Consider the following 12,825-nt stretch of genomic DNA (forward strand, 5'->3'; position numbering starts at 1 on the left):
ATGGGATATATAGAAATAGATGATGAAGCGTATCAGGACCTGCTCATGGCTATTATGGGACGTTATAGCTATGATTTTTCGGGATACTCCAGAGCTTCAATGAACAGACGCATTAGCAGATTTATGATTAATAAAAATCTGGAAACTGTGAGTGAATTGAAATTCAGAATACTTGCAGATACTGGATATTTTGAATCTTTTTTGGAAGAGGTTACAGTGAATGTAACAGAGATGTTCAGAGATCCTTCGTTTTATCTTTCTCTTAGAAAAAATGTGGTACCTTATCTAAAGACATATCCTTATGTTAGAGTGTGGGACGCAGGTTGCTCAACAGGTGAAGAGACATATTCGCTTGCAATGCTTTTAAAAGAAGAATCTGTCTTGACTAAATCAAGAATCTATGCTACAGATATTAATGGTAAAGTATTGCAGACTGCTAAGGAGGGAATTTATCCTATATCCTGTATGAAAGAATATTCAAGAAATTATCTTGAGGCAGGGGGCTTATTTTCACTGTCAGACTACTATCACGCGCGATATAATAGAGCCATCATGGATTCAGAACTCAGTAAAAATTTTCTGTTTTCAATTCATAATCTAGTACACGACGGATCATTTAACGAATTTAATCTGATTTTATGCCGCAATGTGCTGATATATTTTCAAAAAGAATTACAGGAAAAGGTATTGGAATTATTCATGGACAGCCTGCCAGTTTTCGGATTCCTCGCTCTGGGTAACAAGGAATCTCTTAGGTTCAGCAAGATTGAAAAATATTTCCAGGTAATAGATCAGAAAGAGAAAATATATAGAAGAATTAATTAACCATAAGTTGAACTGCATTTAGAACAATATTGTAATGACATAGTTGTGATTAAGTTTTTTCCAGAATCTTAATTCAGTTTTAGAAATAGAATAATTTCAAAAGGTTCCTAATTGATCATTTAATTTTTACTGCATCCTAAGATGAGTCTAGATAATAATGAAATACCTGTTAATATACTTATTGTAGATGACCGAGATGAAAACATCTACAGCCTTGAAAATCTGCTTATTCAGGAGGGGGTAAGTATTAATTTCCTGAGAGCAACTTCGGGAAATGAAGCCTTGAAAATTGCCTACAAAACAGACCTGGCTCTTATAATGATGGATGTGCAGATGCCCGGTATGGATGGTTATGAAGTGGCTACTATTTTAAAACAGAAGAAAACAACCCAGAGCATACCTATCATTTTTGTCACAGCACTTACTCATGAAAGCAAATATGTTGCAGAAGGCTATAGTAAAGGAGCGGTAGACTATTTATTTAAACCACTAGACCCTTTTATTACAAAGTCTAAAGTAAATTCTTTTATTTCTATTTACCTTCAGCAGAAAATGTTAGAGAGGGATTACAAAAACCTGGAGGAAATAGTTCAGCTAAGAACAGTTGATTTAAGACAAAGTAACGAAGAATTAAAGGTTGAAATCAATAAAAGGATGCTTGCTGAAGAACAATTGAAAAAGTACAATGAAAAGTTGCTTGCGGTGAATAAAGACCTTGATCAGTTTGTTTACATAGCCTCTCATGACCTTAAGCTGCCTGTTGCCAATCTTGAAGGACTGGTTACTGCCTTAAGAGAAGAAATGGATATCGATGGTCTTAGTTGTTTCAATATTATAGATATGATTGACTTGTCGACAGGTCAAATGCGTGATACAATAGATGGTTTGATAAGTATTATCCGAAGTCAGCAGTTAGACAATGGATCCATTGAACCTGTCAATTGTTGCGAAGTGCTGGAGGAAGTGAAGATTAGTATTTCTGAATTAATCAAAGCCCATAATGCTACAATCAGTTCGGATATTGATAACACAATGGATTTTAATTTTAACAGAACTTGTTTTAAGAGCATTCTCTTTAACCTTATTTCAAATTCAATCAAGTATAAGCATCCGGATAGGCTACCTTCAATTAAAATCAATTTTCTGATTACAGAAAATTATAAAATTTTGACTGTAAGAGATAACGGGGTGGGCATGACTGAAGAAGAGCAATCCAAATTGTTCAAAGTTTTCAGCAGACTTCATAATGATGAAGAAGCAGAAGGTACAGGTCTCGGACTTTATAATCTTAAAAAAATGCTTGAAAGATATGATGCTTGTATAGAAGTGAAAAGTGAAAAGGGAAAGGGAAGTGAGTTTAAAATTCTGTTTCCTCTGGAATATGAAAATCTTGTAAAGTAAAAAAATAAACCACCCGAAGAACAAAGAGTCCGGGTGGTTTTTTCATACGCTGGTTGTGAAATATATAATATTTATTTTTTATTATCTTCCATATCGGGTGATCGCCTGTTCAATATTAGCAATGGTTTTCAGGTTCAGTGATATGATGTGACTTAGGATATCAGTAGAATATCCGCCGCTTCCATGACTTCTGTCTTTTTGCTGTGCATAAGATTCCTCCGCTAGTTTTTTATGAGGCATCCTAAAGCTTTTTAATCTATTGCACAGAGAAAGTAAAGCTCTTGCAGATTTTGAAGTTTGAGAGCAATATGAAGGATTTTGCTTCAGTGCTTCAATGGCTTTTGACGCCAGAGAAGGCTGGTTATCGTAGTTATAATAAATATCTCTGATATCCGGTTGATTAAATGGAAGGTATGTCACTTTGAACTTAACATATTCTTCATCATCAGTTTCAGAACTCCAAAGGAGATGGTCAAATACGAAGAGCGGCATTTCAACAGCTCCCGGACCTATAAATTCTCTTCTATATAAAGAAATCGGATCAAAATAAAATCTTAACTCATTAGCAAAAACAGCAGGAGAAACATTACGCTTTGCATAAACAATCCCATTGATCATTCCTGAAAGGTTTTCTTCTGCTATATTGCAAAGCTCTTCAAACACCGGGCTGTTCAAAGGTGTTTGATGTAATTCTATTAAATTATAGATAGCATCTATCAATGGAAACATTGACATCTTAACACTTTCTATAAGATGTATCTCATCGCTAAGACCTGTATACGTCCTGATCCGCAGACCAGAGGGGTTCCATATTGTATAATGAAAAAGCGTGTCTCTTGGAGGCAAATTGGTTTTGTCACTTAAAACATCCAATACATAGTCCAGTTCAGGTATTATTTCAACTGGTTCTGTACCATGTTTTTTTAATGACCCTAGAAATATTCCAATGTCCCTCATGCAGGCAATCGATTCATTGTAAGTGAATCTTTCAAGCCTTTCCGGGTAAGGTAAATGTTTGTATAAAATTTCGGCCAGAGCCTGTACATTCTTTTCTCTGTTGAGCTTATGAATGAAAGGAACCAAACGATCAATTTGTATCGGATCAAGTTTGTCAATTTCCTGACTAATCTTTTTCCACTTATTTCCTTCGGATAGTAAGGGATATTTTAATGTTTCCAGGGTCATTGTTTTATCAGCTTAAAAGCCATTTAATACATTCATCTTCACTTTCAAAAGTTCTGATTACAAGATTTCCGACATGGGCATCTTTGTTTACCTTATCAACAGTTGCTTTTGCAAACAAATCAGGGGCTACCAGTGCCGCGATTTTTTTCATGCCGATCTTTTCTACTTCAGGAAACCACTCTTTTGCAAGATATTCCTGAACCTCTTTTGAAAGAACTTTTAGATTCCTGTGGTCACTCAAGTGAACTGTAATCTTATTGTTTTTAGCATGTTCTGTAATTTTTGCACAGCCATTTTTAACTTGTTCCGGCTTTAAGAATCCATTCCATCTCGCATAGATAATGCCATTTGAACCCTCTAAAACTTCACAGTAAGCTTCCTGAAATACTTTTGTTGTAACCATTTTTTGATACTCTTTGAGTTGAAAATATAAATTATCTTTATTTGAAAAGTACAATTATTGATGTTTTGTATTCAAATTGAATAATTTTACGGTTCCAAGATAATGTAAGTTTCGTCTAATTGAAACTTATTTTTATCTATTGAAGTATAGTTTTAGGCTTTTTTATTTCTTTATACCATTTATTGAAAAAATACTTTTTATGAAATTTTTTGACAATCAGGCAATTGTGTGTTTGAACATAAGTGTTTTAAAATATTGGAAAATTAAAATTTAACGTGTTTTTAACATCAAACCGTGCTTTAAAGTCCTTTTGCAGGGGAATTTGTAAAGGCAAAGACAACATAGTTTAAAAGATTTTTTGTTGATTGGATCTATGGTCGTAGCTTTGAATTTGCTTTAACTAAAAATAAAAAAATATGGCTACTACTTCGGATATTTCCAAAGGCGCATTTTTGAGATATAATGGTGAGTTGGTGATGGTTACAGATTATACTCACATTACACCCGGAAAAGGTAATGCGATCTATACTGTGAAAAGTCGCAATGTCAAAACCGGTAAACAAAGTGAAATCAGATTCCGCTCAGGAGAAAAAATTGAGCTGGTAAGAGTGGAAACCCGCGAATTGCAATATCTGTATCAGGAAGGTGATTCCCTTATCTGCATGCATCCTGAGACATTTGAACAACTACCAGTTCCAATGGTACTGTTTGGTGAATCTCTTAAGTTTTTAAAAGAGAATACCATTGTTCTTGTAAAGTTTGATGACAATGATATTCCTGTTTATGCTGAGCCTCCAACACACGTTGAACTGGAAGTGACTTATACAGAACCAGGATTAAAAGGAGATACGTCAACAAGAGCTTTAAAACCTGCCACTGTTGAAACTGGGGCTACCGTTCAGGTTCCTCTGTTTGTGGAGGCTGGAGAAAGAATAAAAGTTAATGCAGAGACAGGGGAGTACGTTGAAAGAGTAAAGTAACTACTTAATATGGCATTTTAAAAAAGCCACTCAGAGTCTTATGAGTGGCTTTTTCTTTTTATTGCTTCTTTTAATTCCAGTTAGTCTTTATCGTTTTACCGCTTTTGTATCTAAAGATATAAATATAGCCTTCTTTAAGATCGGCCATCTCCAGCTTTTTACCATCCAGAGAATAAACGGAATGTATTTCGCCAGATTTTTCCAGTTTAGTATTTGCAATTCCCGCTACAACAGATTCTGAAGATGAAATTAAAATGTTATCAAGCTCGAGAATAGAAAGATCGGGAGTTTCGACGAAGCTTATCTGATAGCGATATACTCCTTTTGAAGGATAAACCACCGCATAAAATTTTGAAGTAGAACTACTTACTTTACCCTTTTTTAAAATGTTTGATTTCGTGCTATCGTTCAGGTTATAATGATTTCCAAAGCTTCCATCTTTATTTTCTTCTGAAATAAAATACGTCAGATTGTTATTGCCAAGAATATCAAAAGTAATTATCAGGCTATCATAGGCAACAGTGTTAATAGGCTCTGATACTATAAAGTACCAGTTTCTGTCAAACTGATTCATAAATTTTAGATGCTTGGAGCCATTAAAATTTTCGTTTGTTACATAATTCCAGGTGCCACCTTTTGACCAAATGGTCATGTTGGAAGGGGAGTTGAAGGCTTCCAGCGCCAGGTCATCAAAATTCTGTTCCAGTATATTTACTTGACCTTTAGTTGTTAGATTTAATGCACTAACTAGCAATAACAGAATAAAAATACTTTTTCTCATCTTACTTTTTGTTCTATCATCTAAATTAAAATTTTTAGATGCCTCGTTCAAAATTAATTAAGATTTTTTTAATAGTAAATAAGTATTGAAAATACAGTCAGGTGTATTATCTATAATATAATTGGAATGAATTATATCAAAAAAAGGATTATGCTACCTTCTCTTTGTCTTCTGCTGTCGAATGTAATACCTCTAAAAGTTTATAGTATATATCCGCGAGTCTCGTCTTCATAGATTTGAGTATGGATTGCTTCATCTTTAAAAGATCACAGATGCCTATTAATGATTCACGAACTGTAAGAGTCACTTCAGTTCTTATATTAGACTCAGACGTATATTCGATTAGTTTTTCTGCATCTATTAAAGATAGATTTGATTCGATTTTCAATCCGAATTCATCAGAGACTTCTTCAATGACTTCATTATTTGCTTCATTTATATTTTGATTTATTCTATTTTGAATTCTTCTGAGAGATAGTGTAGGGAAAGTTAAGCCCAATCTTTTATTATATGTTATTGCGCGTTTATCAGTTCTGGTTTATCAAAGCTACGTCTAGCAGACTTTTGATCAAAAGCATGAATTAAATACTCCTTCCAGATTGTTTCATTATGCAGTAAATTTTTAGGCAGGTTTTTTAATAAAGAATAATGTTCAATCAAAGGCTTAAATTTTGTGTTCCCATTATGAGATAAACAATTATAAAACAACCATAGCAATTCATAATCGGATAATTGGGATCTGATAATAGATGTGTAGCTATATCTTACCTTGTAATTTTCTTCCTCGTATTTGGCCTTACTAAATCCTTTTGGTAAATCGTTTGCTGAGATAAATTCAGTTTCATGTACCAGTTTTATGATTCTATATAAATTTCTAAAATAATGACTAAAATCAGTTTGAACTTCTTTATAGTATCTATTATAGCTGATTTCTAGATCATGCAAAGTATCAATGTCATTAAAGTTTTTTACTAAAATTTCATAATGATATTTTATCGAAGCTCTACCTTTAAGAGTGGGAGGATTTCCGATTCCGTTGCCCATTCCATAACCTATGGTTTCAAAACCTTCAATAATGCGGTGATGAAGACTTAATAAACTAAAGAAAGTATTTTCAAAACGTTGTACAGTTAACGTTTTGTTTTGCTCTTTAGATTCTAAGACTTGTAATCTCAATGCCTCTTCAGTCTTTTGTAATTCTTCCTTCTGAGCTTTATAAGCTAAGTAAACGAGGATAAATGTAGCGCCACCAAACAAACTTCCTGCAACACCTCCAACATAACTTCCAATGCTAGAGAAAACAGTATGATCAAACGTTGTGTTTGATTTGAATAGGTTGTTACTAAATGCAAGTAACAGTATAAGTAAGCCTAGACCCAAGCCAATAAAACACAGAATAAATGCGGCATTTTCCCAGCTATTTCTTTTTATGTTCTCCATAGTAATAGTAAAAAGATAAAATGTTAATGAAAAAGTCTAATCCCTCTCAATGTAAGGAAGTTTATTTGTACATCAAAAATAGATCTCTACACAAGCTATTTGCATTTGATAGAAAATAAAGAAGTGAAAATTTAGTGGACCTGCTGATATCAGCTCAAAGGAATATTATGTTTTTAGATCCTTAAAAGGATAAGCTTATGACAGTTTGGCTAATTATAAATTGAGGTAGAATTACAGAATTAAGAGACCTAGGTTTTATCTCCAGGTTGATTCTTTGTTGAGGTAAAGCTAATTATTCTATAATATTATTCGAGCAATCAAAATCTGACAAATAAGTGCAATAGGTAAAAAAAATGATGATAATTTATTTTTACTAAATTATCATCATAAAGAGTGGAGCCGCAGGGAGTCGAACCCTGGTCCAGAGAAGCTAATAATCGAGCCTTCTACATGCTTAGCTGACTTTAATTGTCGGGTAAAACCAGGCAGGCAGCAGCCAAATTTTACCTTAGTTGTTTAGATTTCGCCAAAGCTTAACAACATCACTCTGACTAGTTCCACTGTTCGACACTCCGTATTCAGTTCCCGCGGAACGAAAGAACTGAGGAGTGATGGCTTCCTGATAATCTAATATCGGGATGAGCTAATCTAACATTCAGTCAGATTAAGCAGCCATGGCGTAAGATTCTTCGCCAGATATTGTTCGGAACTATCTTTCAAGGCTCTCATCCCATGAGCCTGCATGCTTATACACGTTATTACTCAACCTGTCAAATCCGGTCGGCCCCATAAGTCAATGAACTTTTATCAAGAACAATTAACAAAAACCTTTGTTTTTGCCCCTGCAAATATAAAAATTGCAAATTATTTATCTTAACCTTTTAATGAAATACTCTTACTTATTTCTTCCATTGTTAGTAACAATTTCAGTCGCATGTTTTGTTCCCTCATCTTTTGGACAAATTCTGAACATCGAAAGGTTTCGTATTGAGAAAGATACGGCAAATTACTGGACAGGAAACGTCGGTATCGGCTTTTCTACAAAAAAACAACAAAATCAGGTTACTTCAGTCAATTTAAACTCTAGTCTTGTTTACTTATCGGAGAAACACGGCTATCTCAATATCAATTATGGAAAACTTATCAAGACTACTCAACAAAGGGTTATAAGTGAGGGGTATACACATTGGAGAGTGAACTTGTTCAGGACTCATAGATTATCTTATGAACCTTTTCTTCAATTGCAATACGACCTTGGTAGAGGATTACAAATAAGGGAATTATATGGCGCAAGCCTCAGGTTCAGAATAAAATCCACACCTAAATTTTCATTTAGCATAAATTCAGGAGGCATGTATGAGCATGAAATCTGGAGGGGAAATGTTTTGAGGTTTGAATCTGGAACCGATAGTACAAAGGCTGAAACTTACTTTTTTAAAAATACTACCAACATTTCTTTTCGAGGTGATGTATCTAAAAACATAAATGTATTCATGGTAACTTATTATCAGGCTAGATTTACTAATTTTTTTAAACCAAGGGTAATAACTGATTTTCAGGTGATGATAAACATCAATAAGTACTTTTCATTAAACAACCAGTTTGTTGGAACTTATGATGCTCTACCTCTTATTACAGGTAATAAATTTGTTTATTCTTATAATATGTCCATTGTAGTAAAATTTTAAATGGATGATGGGTAAAACAACTTGGAGTTTATTAGAGTATCTTAAAAGTTCCCTTAATTTTTAGGTTTTTCCCCTTCCTAAAGCTGAACCCAGTCTTTAAATATCATGTTCGGATATTAGACATTTAAAGGCATTGGTAACATATGAAAATGAATTGTGTTTTATTAGTAGATGATGATCGGGTAAGTAATTTTATTACTGAAAAGGTCCTGAACGGAATGGGAGTTACTTCAATGGTAACTACTGCATATGATGGGAAAAAAGGTCTTGATTATATTAAGTACCAATGTACCGACGACTTAGGGGCATGTCCCGATCTGATTTTGCTTGATATTAACATGCCATTAATAGACGGACGGGAATTTGTTGAGAGGTATCATAAAATACCAAGGCAAAAGGAGAGTGTTATTGTCGTATTAAGTGCGACAGAGCTTCCTGATGCTGAAAAGGTTGAACTTCGAGATGCAGGTGTTTCCGAATTTCTTGTAAAACCATTAAATGCCGATAAAATTAATGATATAGTACAAAAGTATTTCGTACTGGAAGAGTGATAGACAGAGAGAAGAGGCTTAACATTATTCATATAATAAAATGGGAGTAGATAAAAACGAGGAGAAAAGAAAATTAATTAATGAGATAGTAACTCCGGAGCCGCCTCAGAGGATGTATCCACTTGAGGAGCCTTTTGAGGAGCAGACTGTGCCAAATAAAAAACATGGGATGCCCAATAAGGAAAAGGCGAAGGAGTGATAAGTTTTATTTCATGCAAAAAAAAGATGCTGCCCGTTTGAGCAGCATCTTTTTTTTATTTAATCATTAAAGGTTTTACTCTTTAATGATTTGTTTTACAGTACTGGATTCTCCTGTTATAACTCTCACATAGTAAACTCCTGAAGCTAGATTCTGAATATTTACATTCTGAGTGAAATTAATATTTTCAGATTTTCCTGATGTTGAATAAATAGGATGTCCAAGAGCATCTAATACAGAGATTTCGTAAGCTTCTTTTGGTGCGCCCTGAACAACTACATTAAATGAACCATTGTTAGGGTTTGGTATAACCTGAACCTGATAAACAGTTTTTTCAGTACCCATCGAAATGATTTTGCTGTACTCCGATTGACCATTAAAATCAACTTGTTTCAGTCTGTAGTATGCATTACCGGACAAAGGACGAACATCTACGAATGAATATTCAACCACATTGGTGCTATTACCCGAAGCTGACACAGAGCCGATTTTTTCAAAATTCACACCATCAATAGATCTTTCTATTTCAAAGTGAGAAGCATCTTTCTCGTTTGCAGTAGACCAGTTAAGTTCAACGATGTCGTTATCTTTTTTGCCAGTAAAATATAGGTATTGTACAGGTAATACACAAACCCCAGTGGCACATACCCAGATTCTATCGCAATCGTAGCCAGTACCTACGTCAAATTTGATGTTAAATACATTACCTGCTCCATTTGCATTGTTATTATCTAATGCAAATATGGCTTTCATTCCTGGTTTGGTTACGGAATTTTCAATTGCAGACCAGATAGGCACTGCACCTGAAGAGTTTACAGCCTTGGTACAGTTAAATTGCGTTGCAGGCCCACCTGAAAGTCTTATCCAGTAGATGCCAGGATTTAGCGTCACGTTCATTGATACTGTTCTAAGTATTTCACCTCCTGCAACAGAATATGTATATGGACCGGCTGTTCCTGATCCTAGTACCGTTGCGCCAGGTTCTCCAGATTTGGTATTCGAAGGAGTGCATCCACCGCAATTCCATCCCCCTGTTGCATTATTATTCAGGATCTCTATTGTATAGGTGTGAGCATTTGTCCCATCTTCAGCCTGATAGAAGCTAATTTCATTAACAATTAATTTTTTAGTAACTTCTATTTTTAGAGGATATGCAGCTGCATTATATTGTTTGGTTCCTGTGCAAGGTTTAGCTTGTCTCAGAGCGGCAGGATAAGAAGTTGTATCTACCGCCCAAAGTCCTCTTGCACATCCATTGATTTTAGAAAGAGTATCTGTCTGATTAAATTTTACTCCTATACTTAAAGTATCATCTGGTCCTGCATTTGGAAGAGGTGATCCTCCTGTTGGTTTGGAATACCAAACAAACTTTGAAGTAGTAGGAGTTGTCATAGTGAAGCCTGCCAATTGATGTGTAGCGTCAACACAGCCTGTTCCTACATATGGGTTAGGTGTTTCATCTATAATTAAGCTATCACTTACAGCAGGACACTGCGCACAAAGAAACGATACAAATGATCTTGAATCTTTAACAGTTACTTTATATTCTGTATTGATTTTATTCACCGTAAGAGTATCCTTGTTTGCGCCAAGAATTTGAGTCCATGCTCCTCCTGTTTTTGGTCTGGAATACCAGGTATAAGTCCATGTTGATACAACAGGTTTTACTTGAGAATTCAGTTTCTCTGAGAAATTTGGACAAGATTTATAACTGGCTCTTAAATCCGGTTGTCCAGGACAAGGATCTGCAAAAGAACAGTTGTTGGGAAGGTTAAAAGGTGTTGCATAAGTGCGATCACTATTGTCACCTTTTCCTAATTCGCCATTTCTGTTAAATCCCCAAGTATAAGCGTTTCCCTTTGAATCGGTTGCATAAAACCAAGCATCTCCGTCTGATACAGTTGAGATACCCTTCAATTTAACTCCTGGGCCGGTCAAAACATAATCAGGGACTACTGTTCCTTGTGGTGAATTGGTCGCATCATTACGGGTAAAGACAGCACAAGCGGCATTGGCAGGCCTACCGTTTCCTAAAGTTCCAGACTGTGAAGTGTAAATATCGTTATCAGAAGCGTTTGGATCAGGACAATTAAATAAACCATTAGCTCCAAATGTAACAACTGTGCTGTCTGACATTACTACAGCAGAAGAAGCCTGACCAGCAGCAATATAAATTGCCCCAGTAATATATGGCCCTGTTTTGTATGCATCTACTACAACGGGTCCTGGTTCAACTACCTGATAGGCAAATGGTTGGTATTGATATCCTCCACCTGCTCCCCTTTGACCTGGTCCCCAGTCTCCTCCAAAAGCATATACAGTTCCACCTGCACCCAAAGCTAAGCCGTGAGTATCTCCACCTGAAATCTGTTTTACTCCTGTCAAATAACTAATTGGAGTATCCCTAGTGCCATCAAAATTTAGATCTAACTCTACTCGTCCTGCATAAGGGTCGTCAGCTCCACTTGTAAATCGACCAAGTTCGCCTCCACTATTTTCTCCCCATGACCACACGTTTCCAGCTTTGTCCAGAGCGTAAGTACAATTATCCCCCCCTTCAATTTGAATAATGTCAGTAAGGGGAACACCAGCTGATTTTAAAACATATTTAGGAGTAGAACTTCCGACACCTGCAGCACCGTGACCAAGCTGTCCTGCATCATTTTCCCCCCATGATAATACTTTTCCAGTTCCTTCTTCAATTGCAAATGAGGTATTGTTTCCGCCAGATACATAAATAATTTTAGAAAGGTAAGTAGGATCTCCTCCTGCGACAGATTGAGCCCCTTTTACAACTTTCATAGGCTTTGGTCCAGCCGCACTTAACGTGGCACAGGTAGCTGAAGGATTTGCCAGAGCGGCATTGCTTCCGAGCTGGCCGCAGTTATTATTTCCCCATGTCCAAACAAATTTATCACAATCCAATCCGATAACGTGTGCTCCGGATCCTGCATCAATTTGTCGAATTGCTGTGAAGTCAGAACTTGTTGTTTTGGTAACTTCGTCGTACCAAACCGGAACTGGTACATTCGATGAACCTGAATATGGATTTCCGTCTTTGTCAACACCTAACTGCCCTGCAGTATTAGCTCCCCATGTATAAACCACTTGGTTATCACAAACCGCAGCAGAAAAGTTATTTCCGCCCGATATCTGCAGGTTTTGAGCCTTCGATATCTGGGGAAGGCCTAACGAGAGAAAAATTAATGCTCGTATAAAATGTTTCATATTATTGTGTTTTCAGATTGATAGAATTTACTTTTAGATGTATTTTAATAGTCCGTATTAATATGAAAAAGTTGAATTATGTAACCTTTTCTGTAAATATACATTTATGATTTTTATGAAAAAAGCCCGTCAGGGGGTAATTTT

General features: G+C 35.6%; 12 protein-coding genes and 1 other RNA gene. 6 read left to right on the forward strand and 7 right to left on the reverse strand.

Features of this window, described 5'->3' with window-relative positions; genetic code table 11:
* On the forward strand, positions 1–825 hold the full coding sequence (locus K350_RS0123125) for a CheR family methyltransferase (protein WP_037577074.1): 825 nt from the start codon (positions 1–3) through the stop codon (positions 823–825).
* Positions 826–966: 141 nt separating this feature from the next.
* Positions 967–2,226 carry a hybrid sensor histidine kinase/response regulator gene (locus tag K350_RS30075; protein WP_037576685.1) on the forward strand — a complete coding sequence of 420 codons (1,260 nt, stop codon included), beginning with the start codon at positions 967–969 and terminating at the stop codon, positions 2,224–2,226.
* Positions 2,227–2,307: 81 nt separating this feature from the next.
* Here K350_RS30075 and K350_RS30080 read toward each other — a convergent pair whose 3' ends face one another.
* On the reverse strand, positions 2,308–3,411 hold the full coding sequence (locus tag K350_RS30080; RefSeq protein WP_051313548.1) for a monodechloroaminopyrrolnitrin synthase PrnB family protein: 1,104 nt from the start codon (positions 3,409–3,411) through the stop codon (positions 2,308–2,310).
* A gap of 7 nt (positions 3,412–3,418) precedes the next feature.
* Positions 3,419–3,814 carry a hypothetical protein gene (locus K350_RS0123140; RefSeq protein WP_028981942.1) on the reverse strand — a complete coding sequence of 132 codons (396 nt, stop codon included), beginning with the start codon at positions 3,812–3,814 and terminating at the stop codon, positions 3,419–3,421.
* A 416-nt stretch (positions 3,815–4,230) separates the two neighbouring features.
* Between K350_RS0123140 and efp the strand changes: the two genes are divergently transcribed.
* A complete protein-coding gene (gene efp, locus K350_RS0123145; protein ID WP_028981943.1) occupies positions 4,231–4,794 on the forward strand; it encodes an elongation factor P in 564 nt (187 codons plus the stop codon).
* 70 nt (positions 4,795–4,864) lie between these two features.
* On the opposite strand, the gene K350_RS0123150 is transcribed toward efp, so the two are convergent.
* From K350_RS0123150 to ssrA, 4 genes are all read right to left on the reverse strand, one after another.
* Positions 4,865–5,575: a hypothetical protein gene (locus tag K350_RS0123150; RefSeq protein ID WP_028981944.1), complete on the reverse strand. Its 711-nt coding sequence runs from the start codon at positions 5,573–5,575 to the stop codon at positions 4,865–4,867.
* A gap of 148 nt (positions 5,576–5,723) precedes the next feature.
* Positions 5,724–6,074 carry a hypothetical protein gene (locus tag K350_RS0123155; protein ID WP_028981945.1) on the reverse strand — a complete coding sequence of 117 codons (351 nt, stop codon included), beginning with the start codon at positions 6,072–6,074 and terminating at the stop codon, positions 5,724–5,726.
* 14 nt (positions 6,075–6,088) lie between these two features.
* Positions 6,089–7,015 carry a putative phage abortive infection protein gene (locus K350_RS0123160; RefSeq protein ID WP_028981946.1) on the reverse strand — a complete coding sequence of 309 codons (927 nt, stop codon included), beginning with the start codon at positions 7,013–7,015 and terminating at the stop codon, positions 6,089–6,091.
* A 391-nt stretch (positions 7,016–7,406) separates the two neighbouring features.
* Positions 7,407–7,803, reverse strand: a transfer-messenger RNA (tmRNA) gene (gene ssrA, locus K350_RS32135).
* 96 nt (positions 7,804–7,899) lie between these two features.
* On the opposite strand from ssrA, the gene K350_RS0123165 reads away from it, so the two are divergent.
* From K350_RS0123165 to K350_RS32470, 3 genes are all read left to right on the forward strand, one after another.
* The gene (locus tag K350_RS0123165; RefSeq protein ID WP_028981947.1) at positions 7,900–8,703 is read left to right on the forward strand and encodes a DUF481 domain-containing protein; all 804 of its coding nucleotides are present in this window, start codon (positions 7,900–7,902) and stop codon (positions 8,701–8,703) included.
* Positions 8,704–8,846: 143 nt separating this feature from the next.
* A complete protein-coding gene (locus tag K350_RS0123170; protein ID WP_028981948.1) occupies positions 8,847–9,254 on the forward strand; it encodes a response regulator in 408 nt (135 codons plus the stop codon).
* Between the two features lie 40 nt (positions 9,255–9,294).
* Positions 9,295–9,453 carry a hypothetical protein gene (locus K350_RS32470; RefSeq protein WP_156027161.1) on the forward strand — a complete coding sequence of 53 codons (159 nt, stop codon included), beginning with the start codon at positions 9,295–9,297 and terminating at the stop codon, positions 9,451–9,453.
* A gap of 75 nt (positions 9,454–9,528) precedes the next feature.
* On the opposite strand, the gene K350_RS0123180 is transcribed toward K350_RS32470, so the two are convergent.
* Positions 9,529–12,681: a T9SS type A sorting domain-containing protein gene (locus tag K350_RS0123180; protein ID WP_028981949.1), complete on the reverse strand. Its 3,153-nt coding sequence runs from the start codon at positions 12,679–12,681 to the stop codon at positions 9,529–9,531.
* Positions 12,682–12,825: the final 144 nt, after the last annotated feature.

It is taken from the genome of Sporocytophaga myxococcoides DSM 11118 (assembly GCF_000426725.1).
Classification (GTDB): domain Bacteria; phylum Bacteroidota; class Bacteroidia; order Cytophagales; family Cytophagaceae; genus Sporocytophaga; species Sporocytophaga myxococcoides.

What these genes read in the sequence shown, in the direction of transcription:
- K350_RS0123125 (WP_037577074.1), top strand. Translation starts at nt 1, where the DNA reads ATGGGATATATAGAAATAGATGATGAAGCGTATCAGGACCTGCTCATG.
- K350_RS30075 (WP_037576685.1), top strand. Translation starts at nt 967, where the DNA reads ATGAGTCTAGATAATAATGAAATACCTGTTAATATACTTATTGTAGAT.
- K350_RS30080 (WP_051313548.1), bottom strand. Translation starts at nt 3,411, where the DNA reads ATGACCCTGGAAACATTAAAATATCCCTTACTATCCGAAGGAAATAAG.
- K350_RS0123140 (WP_028981942.1), bottom strand. Translation starts at nt 3,814, where the DNA reads ATGGTTACAACAAAAGTATTTCAGGAAGCTTACTGTGAAGTTTTAGAG.
- efp (WP_028981943.1), top strand. Translation starts at nt 4,231, where the DNA reads ATGGCTACTACTTCGGATATTTCCAAAGGCGCATTTTTGAGATATAAT.
- K350_RS0123150 (WP_028981944.1), bottom strand. Translation starts at nt 5,575, where the DNA reads ATGAGAAAAAGTATTTTTATTCTGTTATTGCTAGTTAGTGCATTAAAT.
- K350_RS0123160 (WP_028981946.1), bottom strand. Translation starts at nt 7,015, where the DNA reads ATGGAGAACATAAAAAGAAATAGCTGGGAAAATGCCGCATTTATTCTG.
- K350_RS0123165 (WP_028981947.1), top strand. Translation starts at nt 7,900, where the DNA reads ATGAAATACTCTTACTTATTTCTTCCATTGTTAGTAACAATTTCAGTC.
- K350_RS0123170 (WP_028981948.1), top strand. Translation starts at nt 8,847, where the DNA reads ATGAAAATGAATTGTGTTTTATTAGTAGATGATGATCGGGTAAGTAAT.
- K350_RS32470 (WP_156027161.1), top strand. Translation starts at nt 9,295, where the DNA reads ATGGGAGTAGATAAAAACGAGGAGAAAAGAAAATTAATTAATGAGATA.
- K350_RS0123180 (WP_028981949.1), bottom strand. Translation starts at nt 12,681, where the DNA reads ATGAAACATTTTATACGAGCATTAATTTTTCTCTCGTTAGGCCTTCCC.